We start from the raw sequence: 26,792 nt of genomic DNA, 5'->3' as shown, positions 1-26,792 counted from the left end.
TTCGGCTCCGACGCTGCAATCGAGCTGCATCCGGGCTGCAACGTCGGCCCGCGATTCTGGAACTCGCATCATTCGATACGAGGAAAGGAATCGTGACATGGACACAACGACGACAACCGGCACGACGTCACCCGCTACAACAGAATCCACGGTCGAACAGTTCGCCGACACCGTCTTCGCCGACCTGCTCGGAGCGCAGAACGTGTCAGCGCTCTATCTCGGCGACCGACTCGGTTGGTACCGGACGCTCGCAACCGAGGGGCCGATGACCGCAGACGAACTGGCGCATCGCACCGGCACCGTCCCGCGGTATGCCCGCGAGTGGCTCGAACATCAAAGTGTTGCCGGATACCTCACTGCGCAGGTGCGGCACGATCCCGTCCGGTTCGAGTTACCGCAGGCTCATGCCGAGGTTCTGGTGAACCAGGACAGTCTGAGCTACATGGCGTCGTTGTCGCGATTCTTTGCCGCGACCGGAGCGGCCCTGCCGTCGCTGGTCCAGGCCTACCGCAACGGAGGTGGGGTGTCGTGGCAGCAACTCGGCACCGACGCCCGTGAGGCGCAGGCCTACGCCAACCGGCCCATGTTCCTCGGCCAGCTCACCCAGGACTTCCTCCCGCAGATCCCGGACCTGCACCAACGTTTGCAATCCGGTGGTCAGGTCGCCGACATCGGTTGCGGCGAAGGCTGGTCGGCGATCGCTCTGGCCCTGGGATATCCGGAGATCGCGGTCGACGGGTTCGATGTGGACGCGGCGTCCATCGCTGCGGCGACGCGCAACGCGGCCGCTCACGGGGTGGGAGATCGGGTGCATTTCCGGATCGCCGATCTGCGGGATGCCGAGCTGACCGGCCGGTACGACGCGGTCTTCGCATTCGAATGTGTCCACGACCTGTCCGATCCGGTGGCCTTCCTCTCGACTGCGCGGCGTATCGCGGCGCCGGGCGCGCCGGTGGTGATCATGGACGAACGCACGGCGGAATCATTCGCCGCCGACGCCGGACCCGTTGAGCAACTCCTCTACGGATTCTCGATCCTGTGCTGCCTCCCCGACGGGATGTCCGACCCGGACAGTGCGGCCACCGGGACGGTGATGCGGCATTCGACGCTCGAAAGCTACGCTCGTTCAGCCGGATTCGACGGAGCGACCATCGTCGACATCGACCACGACATGTTCCGGTTCTACCGGCTGCAATGACCGGGTCCGGTTGCCGAGCAGATCTCGGATCCCGGTGACGGCGGCAGCGCCGGCGTTCGCCAGGTCTCGGCTCGCACCGGTTGCATACTCGTTGTCGAAGGTTGCGGTGCCGAGCCTGGCCCGCAGGGTATCGGTGGCGTCCGACAGGCGCGCGGCCTCGGTTCCGTATGACGGTGCCTGGTCGGGACGTGACACCGCGCCGATCAGTTGGGCCGCGGCGCGGTCGGCGCCTCCCGCTGCCTCGAGCGTGGGCGCCAGATTGCGCATCGTGGTGAGCAGATGTGACCACGAACCGGTGCCGAGCCAGTGTTCGATCACATCGGCATACCGCGGCAGTGTGGAGGCCGGGTCACCGGTGCGGGCCCCGAGGCTGACCGCGGAGACCCGCGCGACACCGGCGACGTAGCGGCTCCCGACGGAGTCGGCGAGTTCGATCGACCGGTCGAACGCCGCGGTGGCGACCAGCGGTTCGTCGTCGAGGACTGCTTCGCCGCGGATGTACTCCAGCCAGCTCGCCTGGGTCGGACTCAGCACACGGCCGGCAAAGTCGTCGCCGAGGGCGCGGAGTTGGTCGGACGCCTCGGCGCGCCGATTCCCGTACGCCAGCGTCATGATCTGGCCGACCCTGCCGATCAGTTCGTAGTAGGTGTTGCCAATCGCGACACCGACACCGCTGAGCATGTCGTAGTGGCCGTACGCCGCTGTGAGGTCACCTTCGAACAGGCGGCAATCGCCGAGCGCCTCGAGAGCATGGGCACGGGTGCGGTGGTCGGAGCTCGCCCGGATGGCATCGGTGGCCCGGATCAGGGCCGGCTCGAGTTGCTCGGCGATCACCAGACGATACGACAGCGTTGCATCGACGGCCGCCGCGAGCTCGGGGCGATGCTGGACGAGCGGCGTCAGTTTGCTTGCCCAGCCGAGCAATTCGGTATGCAGACGCGACACGCCGAACCAGTGCAGATTCACCGACAGGGCCACCGCCGCATCGATGTCGAGTGTCCGCGCCCGGCTGTGGGCGATGCGTAGTTCGTCGATCAGCCCGGTCAGCCGCGTGTGTGCATCGTACTCACCGGCCGTCTGCAGGGTGTGCGCGCAGGTGGCCGCGACCGCGCCGAAGTGCCGGAGGTGAGCCCGCACGGTGCGGTCGTCGGGCGCGCCCACCACCGCGCGAACGGTCTGCAGCATCCGGTAATAGGTTCTACCGGAACGGATTTCGGTGGACAGCAACGACTGTTGCGCCAACAGGTCGATGATCGCCGGGCTGACGTCGAGGACCGCGGCGGCGTCATCGGCGCCCACGGATCCGGCGAACACCGTCCACCGGCCCAGCGCGTCACCGGCGTCGGGAGGTAGTAGCGCACGGGACCAGTCGATCGCGGCCTTGAGGGTTCGATGTCGTGGTTCGCCTCCGCGCCGGGTCAGCGGCGTCGTGTCGGTGGATCCGCTGATGTTCGCCTCGATCTGATCCGCGAGGTCGGCCACACCCAGTGTGGCCAGCCTCGCCGCCGCCAACTCGATTGCCAACGGGAGACCGTCGAGGTCCCGGACGATGCGGTCGACGACAGGATCGTCGTCCGACCCCAGTGCGTCAGGGCGGGCCGCCGACGCGCGGATGCGGAAGTACTGTTGCGCAGTGGGATCGGTGCCTGCGGTGTCCAGTGGGCGTAGCGGCCAGCCGTACTCGCGGGGCATGCCCAGCAGTTCACGGCTGGTGGCGATAACTCGCAGGGATCCGTCCCCACCACCGAGCAGTGCGTCGATCACGGCGCAGACCGAGTCGAGGACGTGTTCGCAATTATCGAGCAGTACAAGCAGATCCAGATGCCGTGCCTGCCGCAGAACGTCCAGCGGGTTGCCGGCGTCGCTGGTCAGGCCGATCGCGGTGATCACCGCATCGGGTACCGCGCCCGGATCGGAGACGGCTGCGAGTTCGACAACGCGCACATCGCTGCTGTGGAGGTCGCGGTGACGATCGATCACAGCCTGCGCGACTGCGGTTTTGCCCACGCCTCCGGGGCCCACCACCGTGACCAGAGTCGACCGTTCGAGCAGTGCGCAGATGGCGTCGAGGTCGGTGTCCCGGCCGATCAGCCCGGATTCGTCTGCGGCATCAGGGGATTGCCGGGGTGCGCCGGCTGTGTCGTACGCGGCCCGCTGCGCTCGATGAAGGTGCTCGGACGGCTCCAGTCCCGCGTCGGTCAGGGCTCGGTGGGCACGGCGAAAGGTGTTGATCGCCTCGGCCTGGCGCCGGGCCGCGGTGAAGCCCCGTACCAGCAGTACCCACGCGGAGTCATGGAGTGGATCTTCCGTGACCATGGCGTCGGCCTCGACGATCGCGCCGCCGTGGTCACCCGATCTCAGCAGGGCATCGGCGAACTGCTCGCGCGCATCGAGCCGGATCAATTCGAGTCCATGCGCGGTGGCGGCGATCTGGGGGAGCCCGGCGAGTTCCCCGAACGCCTTGCCACGCCACAGGGCGAGTGCACCGCGCAGTTGATCGGCGGCGGTTGTTGCGGGGAGACCCCCGGCAACCTCGGTCGCCGTTCGGAACTCGGCTGCATCCAGGCGGATCCGCGTCTGGTCGAGCGCGTATCCGGCAGCGCTGGAGAGGATCACCGGACCGAGCGCCGAGCGCAGCCGGGACAGGTAGCTACGAAGTGTTCGGTGCGCCGAGGCCGGAGGCTCGGCGCCCCACAAGGCCTCGGTCAGCGAATCGGGGTCGACATAGGAGCCGAATTCGGCGACCAGGACGGCAATCACCGTTCGCTGGCTCGGGCTGGTGGGAGTGACATCCACACCGGTAGAGCTCACTACCTGAAGCGGCCCCAGGACGCGGATGTCCATGCTGAACAGGATAGACACCCGATCTTGCGGATGCCGGCGATGCGTTGTGTTCGCGATGACAGGTGTCGGCGATCAGCCACCCAGGAGGCGTACCACCCCGGACTGGCCTCGGATTCGGGCGTTGTCCAGCGCGGTTCGGCCCTGGAGGTCTCTGATGTCGGGGTCGGCGCCGGCGGCGACCAGTCGCCCGACGACCTCCTGGTAGCTCTGTGAACCGTCGCCGTAGACCACTGCTTCGAGAAGCGCGGTCCAGCCGGAGTCGTTCACATGATCGAGCGGGACGCCGGCGTCGATGAGCAATTGCACCGTGGTGGGGTGGCCCTTCTCGGCCGCGGGTATCAAGGCGGTCCCGCCGAATCGATTCAGCGATCGGACGTCGGCGCCGTGGGCCAGGGTCAAGATGAGGATCTCGTCCATTCCTTCGGCCCCGGCATAGAGAAAGGCCGAGTCAGACATGTTGTCTTCGGCATTGACGTCGGCGCCGGCGAGTATCAACGTTCTCGCGGCCTCGACGTCACCGGCCTTCGTTGCGACCACCAGCGGAGTTCGACCGTCTGCGTCCCTCGTCTCGAGTTCCAGATCAGGTTGCGGAGCAACAGTTGTCGGGGGAACCGAGAGAATCGGGGGGCTTGCGGAGATACTGGTCGATTGTTGATCCATCGAACCGGTGTTTGCCCGATCCGGCGCGGACGCGGCCGAACAGGCTGTCGCGGTGACAACCAGGCAGGCCGCGACCGGCACGTTCCGCCAGGCCCGCATCACGGCACGGTGGCGGAGAGGATCGTGAACCTACTTCTTCTTTTTCCACTTTCCGCGGCTCAAGATCTCGCCGCGAACGAGGATGAACACGATGACGGCGACGAAGCCGAGGAGGTAGAAGTCCTCGACGTGGCCTTCGTGGTTGCCGATGATCATGCCGAGCAGTGCGACGACCGAGACCCAGGCGGCGATCTTGAAGGTTCTGATGCCTTCGCCGTGCCAGCCGAACCGAGAGGAAGGCGCTTCGGCGGGTTCGGGCTTGTACTCGACCTCAGTGCTGGCCACGGCTACTCCTGCTGGTTTCGATCCGACTTGTGCTGCGCTGAGCATATCGTGACCCGGCGAGCACCAGCAGTCGCGGCCCCGTCTGCCACGGACAGACGGGGCCGCGCGCACCGGAGGAGCGTCATCGGACTCGACCAGCGGTGTGGCGGGGCCGGTGCCAGAATGATGGCCGTGCCGTTCGAGAATCACACCCATGCCGACTATCCGAGAGACCTGATCGGATACGGCCCGACGCCGCCGGATCCGAAGTGGCCGGGCCACGCGAACATCGCCGTCCAGTTCGTCCTGAATTATGAAGAGGGCGCGGAGAACAACGTCCTCGACGGCGACCAGGGCAGTGAGACGTTCCTCTCGGAGATGGCCGGTGCCACCGCGTTCCCGAACCGGCACATGAGTATGGAATCGCTGTACGAGTACGGTTCTCGTGCCGGCCTGTGGCGGATCTTGCGGGTGTTCGGACGCCGAGGCCTCCCGCTGACGATCTTCGCGGTGGCCAGGGCGATGGCGCGAAATCCCGAGGCCGTGGCAGCCTTTGTCGAACGGGGCGACGAAATCGCCTCACACGGACTGCGATGGCTGAACTACCAACTCACCGACCCGGACGTCGAGCGCGAGCACATGGCAGAGGCGATGGAGATCCTCACCGAACTGACCGGGACCGCGCCGCTCGGCTGGTACACCGGCCGTGACTCCCCGAACACCCGGCGTCTGGTCGTCGAGCACGGTGGCCTGGTCTACGACTCCGACAGCTACGCCGACGACCTGCCGTACTGGGTGAAGGTCCCCTCCGGCGAATCGCAGGTCGACCATCTGGTGGTGCCCTACACGCTCGACACCAATGACATGAAATACGCGTCACCGGCCGGGTTTCCGTCGGGGGACCAGTTCTATGCCCACCTACGAGATGCGTTCGACGTTCTCTACGCCGAAGGTCAGGCGGGCGCACCCAAGATGCTCTCGGTCGGCCTGCACTGCCGGTTGGCGGGGCGTCCCGCACGGACCGCGGCCCTCGAACGGTTTCTAGACCACGTCCAGTCCCATGACAAGGTCTGGATCACCCGACGTATCGACATCGCGCAGCACTGGATCGCAACTCACCCGCCGACCGGATAGCCCGGGCGGCGCCGGCTGGACTACGAGATCTCGGTCATCGCCAGCCCCGTGTTGCGATGGCGACGAGCAGGTAGACGCCGGGAAATGCGATGTTGTGGAACCCACGGGCCCGTACGTGGAAGACCATCGCACCGACGAAGGACAGCACGAGTCCGGCGGACGCGGTAACCACCAGCGCAGGGACGTCGAAGATCAGCCCGACCAGGACTCCGAGTGCTCCTGCCGCCTTGCACGCTGCCGGCCAAGGCAGCCAGCGGATCGGTACGTTCACCTCGGCGGAGTTGGCCAGTACGCACCGAACGCGGAACCAGTCGGCGCCGGCTATGGCCGCGTTGATGCCACGGCGATCCCGCCGACGACGAGATAGATTGTGTGCATGCCTCTTTCACGCCCTTTCGAGTCTGAAGTGACAGAGATTTCCTTGTAAGGCCACGGTGGTTCCTGCTCGTGATGTCGTCGCGCGAGGCTTGTTCACACTTCTTTGATGTCGGTGACACCCGAAAGGTGACCCCATGGATCCTAAAGACGTTGGTCTCACAGTTCGAGGAGATCCGGTCCCATCTGAGAGCCGTTGCCGAGACGCGCTGGGCGTGCTTCGGCGCCGGCGTCGACAGGCCGAGGTCGACATCGATGGACTCGATGACCACGCGGCAGCGGAGCCGGGGCCGGGAGAGGAGGCGCTGTGGGTCGAGTCCGTCGGACCAGCCCTGCTCGTTGTCCTCGACCGGCTCTCGCCCGCCCAACGTGTCGCTTTCGTGCTGCACGACCTGTTCGCGATGCCGTTCGAAGACATCGCCGTGGTGTAGCGACACCGTTCTCGTCAAGGCGTATCTCGATGCCCCTCGCGACGGCGACGTCGCGACTCTGCTGACGCTGCTCGCCCCGGATGTGGTCAGAATCTCCGATAGCGCATGCTGCCCCCGCACGTGGCGCCTGTGATTCGCGGGCGGATGCGATCGCAGATCAGACGCGGTACTTCGCCGACCGTGCGGCAGTGTCGTTCGTTGCGCTCGTCGACGGCGCGCCGTCAGTACTCATCACACCGCGGGGTCGTCTTGTCGCGGCAGCCGATCTGATCTCGGCCCGGCTCACCTTGACCGCATCACCGGGTGCGGTACCCATGTGTCCACCGGATCGAGGACACTGGGTAGGTGACCACACGCGTTCTCATCCTCGGCAGCACCGGATCGATCGGTACCCAGGCGCTCGAAGTGATATCCGCCAACCGTGACCGCTTCACGGTGGTGGGTCTCGGCGCCGGCGGCGGAAATGTGGATCTGCTTGCGAAACAGATCGTGGACCTCGGTCTGCCGGGCTCGGCCGTGGCGGTGGCCGACCACGGCAAGGCAGAGCGTGTCGCCTCGATGGCCGGTGTCGACGGCGTCCGCAGCGGCCCGGATGCGATGTGCGAACTGATCGAGAACGTCGAGGCCGACGTTGTCCTCAACGCGGTGGTGGGCTCTCTGGGACTACGCCCGACACTGGCCGCGCTGAAGTCCGGGGCCCGGCTGGCGTTGGCGAACAAGGAGTCGCTTGTCGCCGGCGGCGCCCTGGTGCTGGCGGCTGCCGCACCCGGGCAGATCGTCGCGGTCGACTCCGAGCATTCGGCCATCGCGCAGTGCCTGCGCGGCGGTACCGCGGCGGAAGTCGATCGCCTGGTGCTGACGGCATCGGGTGGGCCGTTCTACGGCTGGGGCGCAACACAATTGACCGATGTCACACCGGAGCAGGCGGGTAAGCACCCGACCTGGTCGATGGGCCCGATGATCACCCTCAACTCTGCGACCCTGGTGAACAAGGCGCTCGAGGTGATCGAGGCGCACCTGTTGTTCGGTGTTCCGTACGACCGCATCGACGTGACCGTGCACCGGCAGTCGATCGTGCACTCGATGGTGACCTTCATCGACGGGGCGACCATCGCCAAGGCCTCGCCGCCCTCGATGAAACTGCCGATCGCGTTGGCGCTCGGGTGGCCCGACCGGATCGCCGGGGCATCGCTCGCCTGCGACTTCAGCCAGGCGAGTACCTGGACTTTTGCGCCCGTCGACAACGAGGTGTTCCCGGCGATCGACCTCGCCAGGGAGGCCGGCACGCGGGGCGGATGCCTCACGGCGGTCTTCAACGCCGCCAACGAAGCCGCCGCCGACGGCTTCTTCGCCGGTGAGATCACCTTCCCGCGCATCGTCGGAATCGTCGGCGAGGTGCTCGATGATGCAGATCAGTGGTCTGCGGACCCAGGTACGGTGGATGAGGTCCTGGCGGCCGATGCCTGGGCGCGCGAACGTGCCCGTGCACTTGTTGCTGCCGGTGCACGTCGCCAACAGTCCTAGAAGGGTAAGTACGACCGATGATGTTTGTCCTGGGCGTTGTGCTCTTCGCTCTCGGTTTGCTGGCCTCGATCGCCTGGCACGAATGTGGCCACATGTGGGCCGCGCAACGCACCGGCATGAAAGTTCGCCGCTACTTCGTGGGTTTCGGCCCGACCCTGTGGTCCACCCGTAAAGGCGAGACCGAGTACGGCGTGAAGGCCGTGCCGCTCGGAGGATTCTGCGATATCGCAGGCATGACCACCCACGACGTGATGGCACCCGAGGACGAATCCCGGGCCATGTTCCGGCAGAAACCGTGGAAACGGATCGTGGTGCTCGTCGCGGGGCCGTCGATGAATCTCATCCTCGGGTTCGCGCTCATCGTGGTGATGGCGATCGGTTGGGGTCTGCCGAGCCTGAGCGAGACGCTGCCGGCAAAGGTCGGATCGCTGTCGTGTGTGGGCACCACCATCGACAACAACGAACTCGCCGACTGCTCCGGCGCGGGTCCGGCGCAGCAGGCCGGACTGGAGGTCGGCGACACCGTGGTGGCCGCCAACGGGGAGAAGATCAGCAGCACCACCGAATTGAGCGAGGTGCTGCGGGCCGGAACCGATCCGGTGACCCTGACCGTGGAGCGCAGCGGTTCCGAGCGTGAGGTCATCGTCACACCGCAAAAGGTGACCGTGAGCGGCACCGACGAGCAGGGTGCGCCGGTCACCAAGGAGATCGGGATGGTCGGTATCGGCTACGACACCGGTTGGCAGAACCCCTCGGTACTCGGTGCGGTCCCTGCCGCGGTCGGTTTCACCGGCGACCTGATGGTGCGCACCTGGGATTCGCTGATGTCGTTGCCGTCCAAGATCGGTGCCCTGTGGACATCGGTCACCGGCGGGGAACGCGCCGCCGACACCCCGGTCAGCGTGTACGGCGCCTCGGTCATCGGAGGTGACGCGGCCGACCACGGTGTGTGGTGGTTCTTCATCTTCCTGTTGGCTTCCATCAACTTCTTTCTGGCACTGTTCAATTTGGTGCCGCTACTACCCTTGGATGGTGGGCACATGGCAATCGTGGGCTACGAGAAGGTGCGCAACCTCCTGCGCGGCTCCCGTGGCCTGGCTGCCGGACCGCCCGTGGACTACATGAAACTGATGCCGATCACGTATGTCGTACTGGCGATCATGGGCGGGTACATGGCCCTCACGCTCACCGCTGACATCGTGAACCCCATCAAGGCGTTCTAGACCAGGCCCAGCCCAGTACAGATCAGCCCTTCACAGATCAGGAAGTGACACGATGAGTGCAGACCCCATCGCCATCGGTCTGGGGATGCCGCCGGTACCTCCACCGGTACTCGCACCGCGCCGCAAGACCCGCCAGCTCCAGGTCGGTTCGGTACCGGTGGGCAGCGACCACCCGGTGTCGGTCCAGTCGATGACGACCACCAAGACGCACGACGTGAACGCGACGCTCCAGCAGATCGCCGAACTGACCGCCTCGGGCTGCGACATCGTCCGGGTGGCCTGCCCACGTCCCGAAGACGCCGAAGCGCTTCCCGCGATCGCCAAGAAGTCGCAGATCCCGGTCATCGCCGACATCCATTTCCAGCCGAAGTACATCTTCGCCGCGATCGACGCCGGTTGTGCGGCCGTGCGGGTCAACCCCGGCAACATCAAAGAATTCGACGGCCGCGTCAAAGAGGTCGCCAAGGCCGCCGGTGCCGCCGGGATCCCGATCCGCATCGGTGTCAACGCCGGTTCGCTCGACCCGCGCCTGCTCGCGAAGTACGGCAAGGCCACACCCGAGGCGCTGGTGGAATCGGCCCTGTGGGAGGCGGGCCTGTTCGAGGAGCACGGCTTCGGCGACATCAAGATCTCGGTCAAACACAACGACCCGGTGATCATGGTGGAGGCGTACCGGCAGCTTGCGGCTGCCTGCGACTACCCACTTCATCTCGGTGTGACCGAGGCCGGCCCGGCATTCCAGGGCACCATCAAATCGGCCGTCGCCTTCGGGGCGTTGCTGGCCGAGGGCATCGGCGACACCATCCGCGTCTCGCTGTCGGCGCCGCCGATCGAAGAGATCAAGGTCGGCAACCAGATCCTGCAGTCGCTGAACCTGCGCCCCCGCAAACTCGAGATCGTGTCCTGCCCGTCCTGTGGTCGCGCCCAGGTCGACGTCTACAAGCTCGCCGAAGAGGTGACCGCCGGGCTCGAGGGTATGGAGATCCCACTGCGGGTGGCCGTGATGGGGTGTGTGGTCAACGGACCGGGCGAGGCCAGGGAGGCCGACCTCGGTGTTGCCTCGGGCAACGGACGGGGCCAGATCTTCGTCAAGGGCGAGGTCATCAAGACCGTTCCCGAAGCGCAGATCGTGGAGACGCTCATCGAAGAGGCCATGCGCATCGCCGAAGCCGCGGGCGAATCGGAATCCGGCGCACCGATTGTCACAGTGAGCTGACCGCCGGGGCACCCGACTGGCAGAATGACGAGAGAACGTCAACGTCTGCTACGACTCTGGGAGCCGCGGTGCTGAAGCTTTTGGGTGACCGTCCCCTCGGTGAGCGGGACTTCTGTGCCGTGACCGATGCCCTGGCCCAGGATCCGGTCGCCTCATGCATGGTCGCCGCGCGGGTCGAAGACCACGGCATCCATCCCAGATCCCTCGGCGGCGAGCTGTGGAGCAACGACCAACCGGCATCGTCGCTGTGCTTTTCCGGGGCCAATCTGGTGCCCCTGTTCGGCACCCAGGACGACATCCGGATCTTCGCGGAGCGTGCGGTTCGGAATCCGCGGGCCTGCTCGTCGATCGTCGGACCGTCCGAACTGGTGATGCCCTTGTGGGAGCACACCAGCGAGTACTGGGGCCCGGCGCGTGAAATACGGTGCAGTCAGCCCCTTTTGGCACTGGCAACGGCACCGGTGATCGCCGGGGATCCACAGGTCCGGCGCGTCCGCCTCGATGAGATCGACGCGTATCTGCCCGCCGCGGTGGAGATGTTCATCGGTGAGGTCGGGGTTGATCCGTGCGCCGGAGACGGCGGTCGTTCGTATCGCCGCCGGATCGCGGGATTGATCAACGCTGGCCGGGCGTACGCGCGGTTCGAGAACGGCGAGGTGGTGTTCAAGGCCGAGGTCGGTGCGCTCTCGCGCAGAGTCGGCCAGATCCAAGGTGTCTGGGTGTCGCCCGACAAACGTGGTCTGGGCCTGGGCGCATCCGGCACGGCGACGGTGGTCGAGGCGATCGTCGCCGGTGGCCGGACGGCGAGCCTGTACGTCAATTCGTTCAATATCGCTGCCCGCGAGGCCTATCGGCGCGTCGGAATGCACGAGGTGGGCACTTTCGCCACGGTTCTGGTCGACTGACCTCGGACTCTCCCGCGTGGCAACTCCGGTTCCGGTGCTGCTCGCAAATAGCATGACCGGTGATGATCCGTATCGCGCGCCGCCGGCCGATCAAGACGCTCGTGGTTGTTGTCACCACAGTCGTCTTGTCGGTCACCACTCTGTCGTGCTCGGCCGACGACAACGGCCCGGGTGCGGCCGCGCAGCGTTTCCTGACCGCATTCGCCGACAACGATCCCGAGAAAGCCGGCGCCTCGACCGACCTCCCCGATCCCGCCGCAGCGGCGGTGACGGCGACCTGGGACGGACTACGGGCGACCGAGATGTCGGCCGATGCCGGGCAGGTGAAGATCACCGGCGACACCGCCACGATCGGAGTCGACTACACCTGGGAGCTCCCAGGTGAGGACAGCTGGGAGTACCAGGCGACATTGCAGATGTCCCGCAACGACACCGGATGGGTGGTTCGCTGGGTACCCACTGCCATCCACCCTCAGCTCGGCGGCACCCAGAGGATGTCGCTGCGGACCCTGACGCCGGATCGTGCCCCGGTTCGCGAGAGTGACGGAACCAACGTCCTGGTCCCCGGCACGGTCCTGAACATCCAGTTCGACGCGGGGGTGGCGGCACAGTCAGGTGCGGTCGCGTCGACGGCCGGTGCGCTCGCCGACGCGCTGAGGATGTTCGAGCCGGACATGTCGGCGCAGGTGATCGCCGAGCAGGCGACCGGTCACAGCGGTACGTACTCGGTGATCATCCTCAGCGAACGCGACTACGACCTGGTGCGGGATCGCCTGGCCGGACTTCCGGGTGTCAGCGCCATCGAGCAGTCGGATCTGGTGGCCCCGAATCCGGAGTTCGCACCGGCCCTGCTCGCGCAGGTCAAGAAAGAGGTGTCGAAAGACCTCGACGGCAAAGCGGGCTGGCAGGTGCTGGCAGTCAACCCCAATGGCGCCGATGCGGGTGTCCTGGCCGAAAGGCTCCCGGATCCGGCGCCGGCGGTCGACATCAGCCTGTCGCGGCAGGTGCAGGAAGCCGCGCAGCGAGCGGTCAACACCCGCAACGACTTTCAGGTGGCGATGGTTGTCATCCAGCCGTCGACCGGGCGGATTCTCGCCGTGGCGCAGAACGAGTTGGCGGACAAGGACGGACAGATCGCGACGATCGGCCTGTATCCGCCGGGCTCGACGTTCAAGGTCGTGACGTCGGTGGCGGCGATGGAGACCGGGCTGGCGACACCCTCGACGATGGTCGGGTGCCCGGGGGAGATCACGATCGGTGAACGAAGTGTGCCGAACTACAACGGTTTCGCGCTTGGCGTCGTGCCGATGCAGACCGCGTTCGCCCGGTCGTGCAACACCACCTTCGCACAACTCGCCAGTGAGATGGGTCCGTCCGACCTGACTCGGGCCGCGGCGTCGATGGGTATCGGGCCGGAGTATTCCGTGGTCGGTCTGCCCCTCGATTCCGGGTCGGTGCCCATCGCACCGGAGCTGGTGCAACGGACCGAAGACGGCTTCGGTCAGGGCAAAGTGCTGACCAGCCCGTTTGGATTGGCGATGGTGGCAGCGACGGTCGCACACGGTTCGACACCGGTTCCCCAGCTGATCCTGGGGCGCGAAACCACGATTGCCGGCCCGCATCCTGCGGCCGATGCGGATGCGATCAACGGGATCCGTCCGATGATGCGTGAGGTGATCGCCTCCGGTACCGCCCTCCGGATGGCGGATCTGGGGGTTGTCTACGGCAAGACCGGCGAGGCCGAGGTCGACGGCGGCTCGCACGCCTGGTTCGCCGGATACCGCGGTGACCTGGCATTTGCGACGCTGGTTGTCCTCGGCGGCAGCTCTGACAACGCGGTGGCCGTCACCCACGAGATGTTGGCCGTGCTACCGGAGTAGTCGCAGATCAGCGCTGCGCTGGCTTTCGAAAAGACACCCTGCCTATAATTTCCCCGGTTGCTCCTATTTGCGGATTCGGTTGTCAGTGGAACCACAGAGGAATTACCGACGTCAGATCATCACTCGGGTCGGCGGGGCACTAGAGGGGAGTTTCCCGCCGATCCGGGTGACCGGTCGATCGGGGCATGCGACCTGTCCGGCAGCACCACCAGTTCACCGGTGTCCGGGTGTGTCCACGTCAGCACGGGATGGTCGTAGATGGTCGACAAGAGTTCAGCGGTCATCACCGATTCGGTTGGGCCGGCTGCCACGATCTGCCCGGCCTTCATCAGGATCACCCGGTCCGCATAGGCCGCCGCGAGCGAGAGGTCATGGACCACCATGAGTACCGCGGCGTCGGCCGCACGACGTTTGACCAGCAGTGTGAGCACACGTTCCTGATGGTGGATGTCCAAGGCCGCAGTCGGTTCGTCCAGCATCAGGATGCCGGAGTGTTGCGCCAGCGCCCGCGCGAGTGAGACCCGGGCCTGCTGGCCACCGGACAGCTGGCTGAACGGCCGATCCCTGATCTCGAGAAGATCGCACTCGATCATCGACTCCTCGATGATCGCGGCGGATTGTGCCGCCTGCGGCGTGCGGCTCCACGGAAAGCGGCCCATCTCGACCACCTCGTGGACCATGAATGGGATGTCAGTCCGTCCGGATTGGGTGACCAGGGCTCGCCGACGGGCCAGCTCCAGCGCGCCGATGGCGGTGAGGTCTGTGCCGTCGAGTGTCACCGATCCCGCGGACAGCGGTCGCAGGCCGGCGAGTCCGGACAGCAGCGTCGATTTGCCGCAGCCGTTGGGGCCGACCAGAGCGACGATCTCACCGTGGTTCAGTTCCAGGTCGACGCCGGTGACGATGCGACGAGAGCCGATCGTCACCTCGGCGCCGGCAGCGGTCAGGGCGTTGCGATTCACCAGCCCACCCCCGCGTGACGGCTTCGCCGGAGCAACAGGAAGAACACCGGCCCGCCCACCAACGAGGTGAGGACGCCGATCGGTATGTCGGCCCCGTCGATCAGGGTCCTCGAACCGAGGTCGGCGGCGCAGACGACGATGGCCCCGCCGATGACGCTGGTGGGCAACAGGATGAGGTGCCGTGGGCCGACGATGAGCCGCATCACGTGCGGCACCACGAGACCGACGAACATCACGATGCCGGTGAAGGCGACTGCGGCCGCGGTCAACAACGCGACCAGCAGGATTGCGATGCGTCGCACGGTCTCCACGTGCACACCCAGGGCTGCGGCCTGAATCTCGCCGAGCGAGAGCAGATCGAGCCGGCGCACCAGCAGCATGCTCGCGGAGATGGCGACGACGGCGATCGGCAAGACCACCCACACCGGCTTCCAGCCGATGCCCTGCAGGGATCCCAACTGCCAGAAGACGATTTGTTCCCGGTCATTGGTGTCGGCGGCGAACGTCAGGAATGCGATGATCCCGGAGGCGAAGGCGTTGACCGCGATACCGATGAGGATCAACATCACCGGCGACGACGAGCCGTCTCGCATCGACAGCGTGTAGACCATCGCCACGGTGATCAGCGCGGTGATGAACGCGGCCCCCGCGGTACCCCAGACACTGGCCCAGATCCCGCCGGAGACGATCGTCACGCAGGCGCCGACCGCGGCTCCCGCGGACACCCCGATGACACCGGGCTCGGCCAGCGGGTTGGCGAGTACGCCCTGCAGCAGGCAGCCGCCGCAGGCCAGTGTCGCTCCGACGAGCAGACCCATCACGATGCGCGGGAAGCGGACCTCCCACAACGTTGCCTCGCCATTGGGTGAACTCGGCATCGGACCGATGTCGAGACCCAGGTGATGCATGACCGAACCGAAGACTTCCGCGGGTGGGATCGAGACCTGGCCGACCGATGCCGACCAGCCGACGAGGACGACCAGCAACACGAGCATCGAGGTGATGATCGCGGCGTTGCGGGTCCACAGGATCTTCCGCGTGGTGGTTGTCGCGGCGGTTCGATCCTTGAGTGAGGTCACCGGTAGATCGCCTGGGCCAGCGCGGCGAGCACCCGCCCCGTGTTGGGTCCGAAGGTCAGGACCTCGGCCTCATCCATCTGGACCACCCGTTTGTTGCGTCCGGCATCGGTCTGGGCCAGGCCGGGCAACTCCACGACCTTGTCGATGCCGCCGACTGAGTCGGCGCCCTGCGTCATCACGAGGATCACGTCCGGGTCCGCATTGATCATGGCCTCGGTGTTGACCGTTGTGAACGCCGACTTGAGTCCGGCCGCGGTACCCGCGTCGACACCACCGAGTGTGGCGATCAGATCGTCGGCGCCGGATCCCGGGCCCGAGAGCAGCTGGAGTCGAGGTCCGCGCAGGTACAGAAAGGCCATTTTCGCGCCGCGTGCAGTGTCCGGGATCAGTTCCTCGGCGGCCTTGATCTGGTTCTCGGTGCGGGTGGCGAGTTGTTCGCCCTCCTCGGGTACGCCGAGCGCATCGGCGACGTCCTGGATCAACGTCGGCGTTGTGGCGATGTTCCGTTCGCTGGTCAACACCACCACCGTCTGGCCGGCCGCGATCAGTTGATCGATGGTTCCCGGCGGTGTTGTCGATTCGTCGACGAGCACAACGGTCGGGTTCTGAGCCAAGACGGCCTCGGTGTTGACCGCGTGGCCGGTGTCGGTGATGACGGGCAGATTGTCGGCTTCCGGGATTCCGGCGGCGCGTGATTTCGCGACCACGTTGGGGCCCAGACCCAGTGAATAGACGATGTTCGCGATCGTGCCGCCGCGGTCGATGGGGATGATCCGGCTCACGTCGGTGACGGTGACCTCGCCGTGGCCCAGGGACGGAACGGTCACGGGCAGAACCGGAGTGGGATCCACCGCGATCGGTTCGACAACCGGACCTTCGATGACCGCCGTCTGAGGTCCTTCTCGCAGGAATCCGCTGGGCGCCGCGGAACTCTGCGAGGGGTCCGTGATCGGGGCGGTCGAGCAGCCCGCGATACCAAACGCGACGACGGCCAGCATCGCGACGACGGCTGTGTATCCGCGTGCAACCGGCCTCCGGTTGTCTGTCATACGTCACTCCTCCCAGGCCATGTGAGCATAACCTTACTTGCGGGTACGGCGACCTCAGGCCTGAAGCGCGACGTCGCGGGCTAGGCTGGAGCGCATGCCAGTTCGTGCCGCCCTCGCCCCCGGAAAGATCTCGCCGACACTGTCGGTCCCCAGCAAGATCGCTCGACCAGAATATGCGTGGAAGTCCACTGTCAACGAAGGCAGTGAGCCGTGGGTGCAGACCCCGGAGACGATCGAGAAGATGCGCCTGGCGTCGAAGATCGCCGCCAACGCGTTGGCCGAGGCAGGTAAGGCCGTGGCCCCCGGCGTCACCACCGATGCGCTGGACAGAGTGGCACACGAGTACATGATCGATCACGGCGCCTACCCGTCGACCCTGGGCTACAAGGGCTTTCCCAAATCGTGCTGCACCTCACTCAATGAGGTGATCTGCCACGGCATCCCGGACTCGACGGTGATCGAGGACGGCGACATCGTGAACATCGACGTGACCGCCTACATCGACGGCGTGCACGGCGACACGAATGCGACGTTCCTGGCGGGCAACGTTGCGCCCGAGGTTGTCGACCTGGTGGACCGCACCCGGGAGGCCACGGCCCGCGCGATCAAGGCAGTGCGTCCGGGGCGTGAACTCAACGTGATCGGCCGGGTCATCGAGTCGTACGCAAACAGGTTCGGCTACAACGTCGTCCGCGACTTCACCGGCCACGGGATCGGCGAGACGTTCCACAACGGCCTGGTGATCCTGCACTACGACCAGCCCAACGTCGACACCGTCATCGAGCCCGGCATGGTCTTCACCATCGAGCCGATGATCAATCTCGGCGCTCTCGAATACACCATCTGGGACGACGGCTGGACCGTGGTGACCGCCGACAAGAAGTGGACCGCGCAGTTCGAGCACACCCTGGTTGTGACCGACACCGGTACCGAGATCCTGACATTGCCGGACGCCTGACATTGCCGGACGCCCGTGGGAAAGCGGTTGCCGGGCAGGTCCGGGGCGCGCTGCTGGTCGCCGGAACGAGTTCTGACGCCGGCAAGAGTCTGATCGTGGCGGGTCTGTGCCGCGCACTCCATCGACGCGGGGTGTCGGTGGCGCCGTTCAAGGCGCAGAACATGTCGAACAACTCGGCGGTCACGCTCGACGGCGGTGAGATCGGCCGGGCCCAGGCCATGCAGGCCGCTGCCTGCGGATTGGCGCCGTCGGTCCGGTTCAACCCGGTGCTTCTCAAACCCGGTAGCGATCGGCAATCGCAGGTGGTTGTCCTCGGACGTGTGGACGGAACAGTCGGCGCTGCCGACTACCACACCCGGCGCGCGGCACTGGCACATATCGTTGCCGATGAATTGGCTTCTCTGCGTGCTGATTTCGACGTGGTGATCTGTGAGGGAGCGGGTTCACCGGCCGAGATCAACCTGCGTCGCTCCGATATCGCCAACATGGGTCTGGCAGAGGCGGCCGATCTCCCTGTGGTGGTGGTCGGCGACATCGATCGCGGGGGAGTGCTGGCCCATCTGCTCGGGACAGTGGCCTGCTTGAGTCCGTCGGATCAGGCCCGCATCGCCGGATTCGTGATCAACAAGTTCCGCGGCGACCTCTCTTTGCTGGAGCCGGGTCTGGCACAACTCGAAGAGCTCACCGGGCGGCCCACGCTGGGCGTGGTGCCGTTCGCCGACGACCTATGGCTCGACGCGGAGGATTCCCTGGCGTCCGTGGTCGGTCACACCGTCGGCCGGTCGTCCCCGGCGTTGGGCACCGAGCGCCTGTCGGTGGCCGCGATCAGGCTGCCCCGGATCTCGAACTCCACCGATGTCGAGGCACTGGCCTGCGAGGCGGGTGTCGATGTCCGGTGGGTCGACGACGCGGCAGCGGTGGCGGCGGCGGATCTCGCAGTGCTGCCCGGGAGCAAGGCCACCGTCTCGGATCTGGCCTGGTTGCGATCGCGTGGTCTGGACGTCGCATTGACCAACCGGGCGGCGGCCGGGCGCCCGGTGCTCGGGGTCTGTGGGGGCTACCAGATGCTTGGACGCGAGATCACGGACGACGTCGAGGCCGGGTCGGGCACGGTACCGGGACTCGGTGTCCTCGATCTGTGGGTGCGATTCGAGACCGACAAGGTGCTGCGGCAGGTCCGTGGCACCGCTTCCGGAAAGCCGGTGCACGGGTACGAGATCCATCACGGACGGGTTGTTGCCAACAGCGATGCGGCCCTGCTCACGGATGGCGACTTCGGTCCAGAGGGCAGTGTCCGCGGTGCGGTTGTCGGGACGCACTGGCACGGATTGCTGGCCTGCGACGAGTTCCGGCGGGATTACCTGAGGATCGTGGCGGAGCAGGCCGAACGGCCCGGCTTCGTGGTCGGCCGTACCTCGTTCGACGATGCCCGCATGGCGCAACTCGATCTGATCGCCGATCTGGTGGAGACACACCTGGACTTCGATCGCGTGACAGAGATCATCACGACCGGACCGACCGGCGGGTTGCCGGTGATCACGACCGCGTTGAGCTGACCCGTACACAGATGGTGTCGGGCGCAGCTGTGGCCGGGTTCACCCGCAGCGCGGTCATCGGCACGTAGGCTGACGCAGGTGAGCATCGAACACCGCAGTGTCACCGTGGGCGACCTGGAATTCGACGTCCGGATCGGCGGCCCGGACAACGGACCAGCCGTCCTCCTGTTGCACGGATTCCCGACCACCGGAGCCTGTTTCGACCAGGTTGTCGGCCGGCTGCACGAATCCGGCCTCCGGACGATCGTTCCCGATCAACGTGGTTACAGCGCCGGGGCCCGCCCGGAGGGGCCCGAGAATTATCAGCTCGGGCACCTGGTGTCCGACGCCATCGGCATCCTCGACGCCCTGGGCATCGCCTACACGATGGTGGTCGGCCACGACTTCGGGTCGCTGGTCGCCTGGCACCTCGCCTCGAAACACCCACAGCGGGTCACCGGACTGGTGGCGATCAGTGTCGGCCATCCGTCGGCCATCGCGACAGCGCTGGCTTCCAGCGATCAACGCGACAGGTCGTCGTACATCCTCGACTTCGTGAAGCCCGGATCCGAGGACGTGCTGCTCGCGGACGACGGTAAGGCTCTGCGCGATCTCGTGCCGGACGACAGCGTTCTGCCCCTCATCGAACGATCGGCGCTGACCGCCGCACTGAACTGGTACCGCGCGAACTTCACAGGTGACATCAAGTCGAACCTCGCCTGCGGGCCGATCGAGGCGCCGACCACGGTGCTCTGGGGTGACGGCGATGCCGCACTCGGACGCGAACAGGCCGAGGCCAGCGGTCGATTCGTGTACTCGGACTTCCGGTTCTCGGCACTCGAAGGTGTTGATCACTGGATTCCGCAGAACGCCCCCGCGGCTGTTGCCAGCGAGGTCGCCCTGCGGTCCTCCGTGTGGTGAAGCGCTAGATCTCCAGGCCGAGCAGGGCGTTCTCGAGCACCTCGGGCATCGCCGGATGGATCCAGTACTGGCCCCGGGCCAGGGTGTGTGCGTCGATGCCGAAGGACATCGCCTGGATCAGTGGCTGGATCACGGTCGGGGCCTGAGGGCCGATGATGTGCCCGCCGAGCAGGCGGCCGGTGCCCTTCTCCGCGATCACCTTGCACAGGCCGGTGGTGTCTTCCATCGCCCAGCCGTAGGCGACGTCGCCGTAGGCCTGGATCTTGACAGTGATGTCGAGACCGGTGGCGATGGCCTCGGTTTCGGTCATCCCGACCGACGCGATCTGTGGGTGGGTGAAGACGGCAGCCGGGACGAACCGGTTGTCGAAGGAATCGAGATCGGTTCCGTCCCAGTCGCGCAACAGGTTTGCCTGGACGACGCGGCCCTCGTGGTTGGCGACGTGCTTGAGCTGGTGCGGGGAACTGACGTCACCCAGTGTCCACACGCCTCGAGCTGCGGTGCGGCCGTACGCATCCCGGCGGATCCGGCCTTCGGTGTCGACACCGACGCCGATGGACTCGAGCGCGAGGCTGTCGGAGTTTGGTGTACGGCCGACGGCGACGAGAAGCGCGTCGGCGTTCAGCACCGTTCCGTCGACGAGTTCCATTCGCACACCGCTGCCCACGGCCTCGAGCTTCTCGATGGCGGCATGGAAATGCACATCCCAAGCAGCAGTGGCGATTTCGGTGAATCTTGACGAGATGTCCTCGTCTTGATGCCGAAGCATGGCGCCACTGCGGGCGATGATCGACACCTTCGAACCCAGTGCCCCGAACACGTGCGCAAACTCCGCCGCGATGTAGCCGCTGCCGACGATGATGAGATGATCGGGCACCTTCGGCAGTCGCATGACGTCGTCATTGGTGTGATAGACCACGCCACTGTCGGCGATGATGTCGGGGATGACCGGGCGAGAACCCGCGGCGATGACCACCCGGGTCGCGAGCACCAGATCGCCGGTGGCGGTGCGCAGCCGATACCGGCCGTCGGTGTCGGTTCCGTCGAATTGCACGTGACTGGGGTAGACCGTGATGTTGTCGCAGTCCTCCACGCGATACCGCTTGCCGCCGGCGGAGATCGGATCGATGCGCCCGAAGATCCGGTCCACGATTCCCGGCCAGTCGACCTTGTTGATCGAGCCGCTGACACCCAGACGCTCACCCTCGCGGATCGTCTCGGCGACCTCTGCGGCGTAGACGAACATCTTGGTGGGAATGCAGCCGACATTCAGGCAGGTGCCGCCATAGATGCTCTCTTCGAAGATCGCGATCTGCTGGTCTTGGAACCGGTCGTCGGGGATGGAGTTTCCGGTACCCGATCCGATGATCGCCAGATCAACCCTCGTCGCTTCGGGTTCGGCCGTCGGTTCAGGCATTCTGTCCACCTCGTATTCGTTCTTGATTGCTCAGCAACCAGTTGTCCATTTCGGTGTACGCGAGTTCGCGGACACCGGCGCTCGACAGGAAGACGTCGTGCCGGGCACCCGGCACGGGCACCACGCTGGTTCGATCGCCCAGGCATCCGGCCCAGCGTGCGATCTGACGAGTGTCGAGAACGCCGTCGGCGGAATCGATGTGCGCCACCACGCCATCGGGTCCCGGACCCGCCAGTGTTGTCGCATCCGAGCGGAGCACCAGCGACGGGACGCCGACATCGAGACCCTGATGCAGGCGGGCCTGTCCGCGGCGGACCGCGCTGAGGAATCCGAATGTCACCGGATATCCGTCCAGTGGTTTGTAATTCAGGTCGTAGTCCCACTCACCGTGGACGGAGTTGTGCAGGCTCCGGCCATACGCCCCCTCGAGTTTGCGGGGGATCGCCTGCAGCGGCCGCACCCGGCCGACCGAATTGATGACGGTGGTGCCGACGGTGCGGAGGATCGGCGCGCCCTGCAGATCGAACCAGGGCGAATTCAGGACCAGACCCGCCGGGCGACCGGACGAGCTGTCCGGCCGTGAGCGAAGCCGGTCGAGCCACAACGGGGTGATGAGACCTCCGGTGGAGTGGGCGACCACGATCACCGGGACACCCCCTGTGTCCGTGTTGATCTGCTCCAGGGCGAGGTCGAGTTCGGTGTCGTAGGCCGCGAGGTCGGTGATCTGGTGGGGTGTCTGCCCGGGTCGTTGCGAACGGCCGCATTTGCGCAGATCCAAGGCATGGAACGCGTAACCTCGCGAGGTGAAGAACTCGGCGAGTTCGCGCTGGAAGAAGTAGTCGGTGAAGCCATGGACGTAGAGGACTGCTGCGGCCGCGGACGCAGGTGGGCGATGCCGGACGAGCGTCGCCGCGATCTGGCCTTCCCCGTCGGGATCGGCTCCCAGGTCGAAGGTCAATGTCGAGAAGTCCGGGCCGAGGGCATCGGGCTGCCAGGTTGAAGGTGCCACGGTTGTTCACTGTAGAGCGCGCGGGTGTCGGCGGCGCCGTGGCGCTGCACGGATGGCCGGTTGGAGATGGCCCCGGCGGATGAGGGAGAATGTGCGGCACAGGTAGATAGGCTGAAACAGGAAGTTGAGCTGGAGTGTCTGAGTCTGCAACTCCGCGTGACGGTGGAGTGATAACAACCGACATTGCGCTGGTAGGCGCGGGAATCATGAGCGCCACGCTGGCGACGCTGTTGCATCGCCTGCAGCCGGATTGGTCGATCAGCATCTTCGAGCGACTCGACGCTGCCGCCGCCGAGAGCAGTGATCCGTGGAACAACGCGGGCACCGGGCACTCCGCACTGTGTGAGTTGAACTACACTCCGCAGACCGCCGATGGTGATGTGGACATCACCAAGGCACTGACGATCAACGAACAATTCCAGGTGTCCCGGCAGTTCTGGGCCAACTCGGTCGAGACCGGCGTCCTCGGTACTCCCGAAGAGTTCATCAACCCCATTCCTCACGTGGGCTTCGTCCACGGCGAGTCGAATGTCGACTACCTCCGCAAGCGTTACGACAACCTCGCCGGCGAAACCCTCTTCAAGGGGATGGAATACATCACCGACCCCAGCGAGTTCGCCAAGCGACTGCCGCTCATGTCGGCCGGCCGCGACTTCTCGGATCCGGTGGCGCTCAACTGGTTCACCGGCGGCACCGATGTGGACTTCGGTGCCCTGACCCAGCAGATGCTCGGTTTCGTGGGCCGCTCCGGTGGCACCGTGAACTTCGGCCATGCCGTCACGAACCTGAACAAGCAGTCCGACGGCAGCTGGCAGATCAAGGTCAAGAATCTGCGCACCAAGGAAAAGACCACCGTCAAGGCGAGCTTTGTGTTCGTCGGTGCCGGTGGCGGCGCACTGCAGCTCCTGCAGAAGTCGGGCATCGAGGAAGCCAAGGGCTTCGGCGGCTTCCCCGTCAGCGGTGCGTTCTTCCGCTGCACCAACAAAGATCTGATCGCTGACCACAGCGCGAAGGTGTACGGCAAGGCGGCGGTCGGCGCACCGCCCATGTCCGTCCCGCACCTCGACACGAGGGTGATCAACGGCACGGCAGGCCTGCTGTTCGGGCCGTACGCCGGCTGGTCGCCGAAGTTCCTGAAAGAGGGTAAGAACACCGATCTGCTCGCGTCGATCAAGCCGGGCAACGCGATCCCGATGTTGTCGATCGCTCCCAAGGAGTTCGGCCTGCTGAAGTACCTGATCAGCGAACTGGCCGCCGGCCCCGCCGACCGGGTGGAGACACTGTCCGAGTTCGTGCCCCGGGCTGCCGCCGAGGATTGGGAGATGATCGTCGCCGGCCAGCGTGTGCAGGTGATCCGTAAGAAGGGTCGCGGTGGTGTGCTCGAGTTCGGTACCGCGGTGGTCGCCGCTGAAGATGGCAGCATCGCCGGTCTGCTGGGTGCCTCACCGGGTGCCTCGACCGCGGTTCCGGCCATGTTGGACGTCCTCCAGCGCTGCTTCCCGAAGCACTACCAGTCGTGGGAGCCACAGCTCACCGAGATGATCCCGTCGTACGGCACCAAGCTGAACGACAACCCCGGCCTGTTCGGACAGGTGTGGGATTGGTCATCAAAAGTCCTGAAATTGACCGAGAACACCGATCAGCGCGCAGGTGAGGCACCTGCTCACCTGGCAGCACCTGCCGGCGTGTGATAGGTATCGCATATGACAGCCACCGCTAGCCTTCACCGCAGTTATGCCCAGGACATCGACTTGTCGACCCTGTACAAGCTCTTTCAGTTGCGGATCGAGGTGTTCGTTGTCGAGCAGTCCTGTCCGTACGCCGAACTCGACGGTCGCGACCTCGACTCGGACACCCGGCATCTGTGGCTCGAGGAAGACGGCGAGATCATCAGCACGCTGCGGTTGATCGAAGAGCACGATGGCGGTAAGTCGTTCCGGATCGGGCGACTGTGCACCGAACGTTCACGTCGTGGACAGGGCCACACGAGCCGCCTGCTTCAAACCGCGCTGGCGGACGTCGGATCGAGCCTCTGCAAGATCCACGCCCAAACGTACTTGGTGGACATGTACGCAAAGCACGGCTTTGTGGTCGACGGTGACGAGTACCTGCTCGACGGCGTGCCGCACGTCCCGATGAAGCGTGGCGGATATCGCTGACGGTCCGACAGTCCCGTCCGGTCCGGGTGTCGTTGCTCGCGAGGCGGCCCCGGATCTTCCGTTTCCGTTCAGTGCGGTGGTCGGGCAGGAACAGCTCAAGCTCGCGCTGATCCTGTCCGCGATCGCGCCGTCGATCGGCGGTGTACTCATCCGCGGGGAAAAGGGCACCGCGAAGACAACGGTGGTTCGGGCGCTGGGTCCGTTGCTGCCTCGGCGCTCGAATACGGCCGCGGCTGTTGTGGAACTCCCGATCGGCGCCACCGAGGACCGCGTGATCGGTTCGCTGGATCTGCAGAAGATCCTCTCCGAGGGTGCCAAGGCCTTCACTCCCGGTCTGCTAGCCCACGCCGATGGCGGTGTCCTGTACATCGACGAGGTCAACCTGCTCGCCGACCATCTGGTCGACGTATTGCTCGACGCGGCTGCGACGGGCCGGGTGGTCATCGAACGAGATGGTGTGTCGCACACGCAATCCGCGCGTTTCGTGCTGGTCGGCACCATGAACCCTGAGGAGGGTGAGCTGCGGCCGCAGCTGCTCGACCGATTCGGGCTGGCCGTCGATGTCACTGCGCCGCGGGAGGTTTCGCAGCGCGTCGAGGTGATCGAACGACGGATGGCGTACGAGGCCGACCCGGCCGGATTTGCCGCCGGGTACACCGATGCCGATGCCGAGATCGCTGCTGCGATCGAAAAAGCAAGGGCAGCACTTGAATCCGTGACCTTGCCGCCTGCCCAGCTGCGCCGGATCGCGGCGATCTGTTTGGAACTGGATGTGGACGGTCTGCGCGGCGACCTCGTGGTCACCCGCACGGCCCGGGCCCACGCGGCGTGGCGTGGGGCAGATGTGGTCGAGGACATCGACATTCGGCGTGCCGTCGAGTTGGCGTTGCCGCACCGTCGCCGGCGCGATCCCTTCGACGAACCCGGCTTGACCGAGCAGCAGATCGATGACGCGCTCGACAGCGCGGATCAGCAGTCGCAAGCGCCTGACAGTGCCGATCAGCAGTCGCAAGCGCCTGACAGTGCCGAGAACAACGGTTCCCCTCAGGACTCTGCGACGCCTGATGCCGGCGAATCGCAGTCGGACAAGCCCGATCCCGATCCCGACGGCCCCGGCGGTGGCGGGGCGCCGCCACCCGGGCCCGGTTTCTCGCCGGATCGCCGCGGTGTCGCGGTGAAAGCGTTGCGTGCCACGGGGGTTGGCAACGGTGAACCCGGCCGGCGCTCGCCGTCGTTGAGCAGTCGGGGCCAGGCCGTGCGTGGTGTGCGCGCGGGAGGCCACGGCGTGCATCTGATGGACACGGTGCTGGCGGCGGCTGACGAGCACATCGAACGTGGACACACCCGCTTGCAGGTGTTGCCGCAAGACATCCGCAAGGCGCAGCGCCGTGGCAAAGAGGGCAACCTCGTCGTGTTCGTCCTCGACCTGTCGGGTTCGATGACGGCCCGTAAGCGTCTCGACGCCGTGTCGGGCGCCGTCGTGTCTATGCTCACCGACTCATACCAGCGCCGCGACCGGGTTGCTGTGGTCACCCTCAGGGGTGCCGGAGCCGAGGTCACCGTGCCGCCGACCCGCTCGGTGGACGCCGCGGTGCGCAGGTTGACCGGTGTGTCGACCGGTGGCCGGACGCCGCTGGCCGAAGGATTGCTGACCGCGCGGGATGTGGTGCGCCGCAACACCTACAAGGAACCCAATCGGCGACCGCTACTGGTGGTGCTGACGGACGGACGCGCAACATCGGGTTCCGGCGCGCTCGCCCGCGCCGGCGCCGCCGCAGATCGCCTGCGACGCGACGGAACGTCGACAATCGTGGTGGATTGTGAACAAGGCATGGTTCGTCTCGGTCTCGCACGGGTACTGGCCGGCCAATTGGGCGGCGATTGTGTGGAGTTGGCCGAATTGACCTCCGGTGGTGTCGCCGCAGTTGTCCGGTCGGCGGCCTGAGTGAG

23 protein-coding genes are annotated in these 26,792 nt (G+C 66.0%); 14 read left to right on the top strand and 9 right to left on the bottom strand.

All coding sequences use genetic code 11. The features are described 5' to 3' along the window. Nucleotides 1-97: 97 nt before the first annotated feature. Nucleotides 98-1,198: a class I SAM-dependent methyltransferase gene (locus tag VIQ49_RS24545; RefSeq protein WP_331889199.1), complete on the top strand. Its 1,101-nt coding sequence runs from the start codon at nucleotides 98-100 to the stop codon at nucleotides 1,196-1,198. Here VIQ49_RS24545 and VIQ49_RS24540 read toward each other — a convergent pair. The 3 genes from VIQ49_RS24540 to VIQ49_RS24530 form a co-directional block, all read right to left on the bottom strand. Further along, nucleotides 1,127-4,042, bottom strand: a complete 2,916-nt coding sequence (locus VIQ49_RS24540; protein WP_331889198.1) for an AfsR/SARP family transcriptional regulator — start codon at nucleotides 4,040-4,042, stop codon at nucleotides 1,127-1,129. The two genes, VIQ49_RS24545 and VIQ49_RS24540, sit on opposite strands and share 72 nt — an antisense overlap. 72 nt (nucleotides 4,043-4,114) lie before the next feature. Continuing rightward, complete coding sequence (locus VIQ49_RS24535) at nucleotides 4,115-4,702, bottom strand: ankyrin repeat domain-containing protein (RefSeq protein WP_331889238.1); 588 nt, start codon at nucleotides 4,700-4,702, stop codon at nucleotides 4,115-4,117. A gap of 129 nt (nucleotides 4,703-4,831) precedes the next feature. Further along, the gene (locus tag VIQ49_RS24530) at nucleotides 4,832-5,086 is read right to left on the bottom strand and encodes a DUF2631 domain-containing protein (protein WP_331889197.1); all 255 of its coding nucleotides are present in this window, start codon (nucleotides 5,084-5,086) and stop codon (nucleotides 4,832-4,834) included. A gap of 171 nt (nucleotides 5,087-5,257) precedes the next feature. Here VIQ49_RS24530 and puuE point away from each other — a divergent pair, with 171 nt between their 5' ends. Further along, nucleotides 5,258-6,199 carry an allantoinase PuuE gene (gene puuE, locus VIQ49_RS24525; RefSeq protein ID WP_331889196.1) on the top strand — a complete coding sequence of 314 codons (942 nt, stop codon included), beginning with the start codon at nucleotides 5,258-5,260 and terminating at the stop codon, nucleotides 6,197-6,199. Nucleotides 6,200-6,233: 34 nt separating this feature from the next. Here puuE and VIQ49_RS24520 read toward each other — a convergent pair whose 3' ends face one another. Beyond that, entirely contained in the window at nucleotides 6,234-6,470 is a 237-nt protein-coding gene (locus VIQ49_RS24520; RefSeq protein WP_414731714.1) for a DoxX family protein, read from the bottom strand. 241 nt (nucleotides 6,471-6,711) lie between these two features. Here VIQ49_RS24520 and VIQ49_RS24515 point away from each other — a divergent pair, with 241 nt between their 5' ends. The 6 genes from VIQ49_RS24515 (at nucleotide 6,712) to VIQ49_RS24490 (ending at nucleotide 13,753) form a co-directional block, all read left to right on the top strand. Then, entirely contained in the window at nucleotides 6,712-7,005 is a 294-nt protein-coding gene (locus VIQ49_RS24515; RefSeq protein ID WP_331889195.1) for a sigma factor-like helix-turn-helix DNA-binding protein, read from the top strand. Between the two features lie 345 nt (nucleotides 7,006-7,350). After that, the gene (gene dxr / locus VIQ49_RS24510) at nucleotides 7,351-8,529 is read left to right on the top strand and encodes a 1-deoxy-D-xylulose-5-phosphate reductoisomerase (protein ID WP_331889194.1); all 1,179 of its coding nucleotides are present in this window, start codon (nucleotides 7,351-7,353) and stop codon (nucleotides 8,527-8,529) included. Between the two features lie 17 nt (nucleotides 8,530-8,546). After that, complete coding sequence (locus tag VIQ49_RS24505) at nucleotides 8,547-9,752, top strand: M50 family metallopeptidase (protein ID WP_331889193.1); 1,206 nt, start codon at nucleotides 8,547-8,549, stop codon at nucleotides 9,750-9,752. A 52-nt stretch (nucleotides 9,753-9,804) separates the two neighbouring features. Further along, complete coding sequence (gene ispG, locus VIQ49_RS24500) at nucleotides 9,805-10,968, top strand: flavodoxin-dependent (E)-4-hydroxy-3-methylbut-2-enyl-diphosphate synthase (protein ID WP_331889192.1); 1,164 nt, start codon at nucleotides 9,805-9,807, stop codon at nucleotides 10,966-10,968. 68 nt (nucleotides 10,969-11,036) lie between these two features. After that, on the top strand, nucleotides 11,037-11,873 hold the full coding sequence (locus tag VIQ49_RS24495; RefSeq protein ID WP_331889191.1) for a GNAT family N-acetyltransferase: 837 nt from the start codon (nucleotides 11,037-11,039) through the stop codon (nucleotides 11,871-11,873). A 62-nt stretch (nucleotides 11,874-11,935) separates the two neighbouring features. Then, nucleotides 11,936-13,753, top strand: coding sequence for a penicillin-binding transpeptidase domain-containing protein (locus VIQ49_RS24490; protein ID WP_331889190.1), 1,818 nt, complete (start codon nucleotides 11,936-11,938; stop codon nucleotides 13,751-13,753). Between the two features lie 119 nt (nucleotides 13,754-13,872). Here VIQ49_RS24490 and VIQ49_RS24485 read toward each other — a convergent pair whose 3' ends face one another. The 3 genes from VIQ49_RS24485 to VIQ49_RS24475 all read right to left on the bottom strand — a co-directional run bounded on the left by VIQ49_RS24485 (nucleotide 13,873) and on the right by VIQ49_RS24475 (nucleotide 16,843). Further along, nucleotides 13,873-14,715, bottom strand: coding sequence for a heme ABC transporter ATP-binding protein (locus VIQ49_RS24485; RefSeq protein WP_331889189.1), 843 nt, complete (start codon nucleotides 14,713-14,715; stop codon nucleotides 13,873-13,875). Then, on the bottom strand, nucleotides 14,712-15,710 hold the full coding sequence (locus tag VIQ49_RS24480) for an iron ABC transporter permease (protein ID WP_331889237.1): 999 nt from the start codon (nucleotides 15,708-15,710) through the stop codon (nucleotides 14,712-14,714). Before VIQ49_RS24480 ends, VIQ49_RS24485 begins: the two co-directional genes overlap by 4 nt. Nucleotides 15,711-15,790: 80 nt before the next feature. Next, entirely contained in the window at nucleotides 15,791-16,843 is a 1,053-nt protein-coding gene (locus VIQ49_RS24475; protein ID WP_331889188.1) for a heme/hemin ABC transporter substrate-binding protein, read from the bottom strand. Between the two features lie 94 nt (nucleotides 16,844-16,937). Here VIQ49_RS24475 and map point away from each other — a divergent pair, with 94 nt between their 5' ends. From map to VIQ49_RS24460, 3 genes are all read left to right on the top strand, one after another. Further along, nucleotides 16,938-17,801, top strand: a complete 864-nt coding sequence (gene map, locus VIQ49_RS24470; RefSeq protein ID WP_331889187.1) for a type I methionyl aminopeptidase — start codon at nucleotides 16,938-16,940, stop codon at nucleotides 17,799-17,801. 2 nt (nucleotides 17,802-17,803) lie between these two features. Further along, nucleotides 17,804-19,357 (top strand): cobyric acid synthase, encoded by a 1,554-nt coding sequence (locus VIQ49_RS24465; RefSeq protein WP_331889186.1) that lies wholly within the window; start codon nucleotides 17,804-17,806, stop codon nucleotides 19,355-19,357. 78 nt (nucleotides 19,358-19,435) lie between these two features. Next, entirely contained in the window at nucleotides 19,436-20,257 is an 822-nt protein-coding gene (locus VIQ49_RS24460) for an alpha/beta hydrolase (RefSeq protein ID WP_331889185.1), read from the top strand. Between the two features lie 4 nt (nucleotides 20,258-20,261). On the opposite strand, the gene VIQ49_RS24455 is transcribed toward VIQ49_RS24460, so the two are convergent. Next, entirely contained in the window at nucleotides 20,262-21,674 is a 1,413-nt protein-coding gene (locus VIQ49_RS24455) for a mycothione reductase (protein ID WP_331889184.1), read from the bottom strand. Next, entirely contained in the window at nucleotides 21,667-22,683 is a 1,017-nt protein-coding gene (locus VIQ49_RS24450; protein WP_331889183.1) for an alpha/beta hydrolase, read from the bottom strand. The genes VIQ49_RS24455 and VIQ49_RS24450 overlap by 8 nt, the downstream gene beginning before the upstream one ends. Nucleotides 22,684-22,850: 167 nt before the next feature. Between VIQ49_RS24450 and mqo the strand changes: the two genes are divergently transcribed. The 3 genes from mqo to VIQ49_RS24435 are packed head-to-tail and all read left to right on the top strand — an operon-like array spanning nucleotide 22,851 to nucleotide 26,787. After that, on the top strand, nucleotides 22,851-24,374 hold the full coding sequence (gene mqo, locus VIQ49_RS24445; RefSeq protein ID WP_331889182.1) for a malate dehydrogenase (quinone): 1,524 nt from the start codon (nucleotides 22,851-22,853) through the stop codon (nucleotides 24,372-24,374). A 12-nt stretch (nucleotides 24,375-24,386) separates the two neighbouring features. Next, nucleotides 24,387-24,842, top strand: coding sequence for a GNAT family N-acetyltransferase (locus VIQ49_RS24440; RefSeq protein WP_331889181.1), 456 nt, complete (start codon nucleotides 24,387-24,389; stop codon nucleotides 24,840-24,842). Beyond that, nucleotides 24,826-26,787 carry a VWA domain-containing protein gene (locus tag VIQ49_RS24435; protein ID WP_414731713.1) on the top strand — a complete coding sequence of 654 codons (1,962 nt, stop codon included), beginning with the start codon at nucleotides 24,826-24,828 and terminating at the stop codon, nucleotides 26,785-26,787. The genes VIQ49_RS24440 and VIQ49_RS24435 overlap by 17 nt, the downstream gene beginning before the upstream one ends. The last annotated feature ends 5 nt before the right edge of the window (nucleotides 26,788-26,792 follow it).

The sequence above is a fragment of the Williamsia sp. genome (assembly GCF_036566845.1).
GTDB lineage: Bacteria > Actinomycetota > Actinomycetes > Mycobacteriales > Mycobacteriaceae > Williamsia.
The sequence above is the reverse complement of the archived record's forward strand: the minus strand, read 5'-3'. Positions and strand labels throughout refer to the sequence as shown.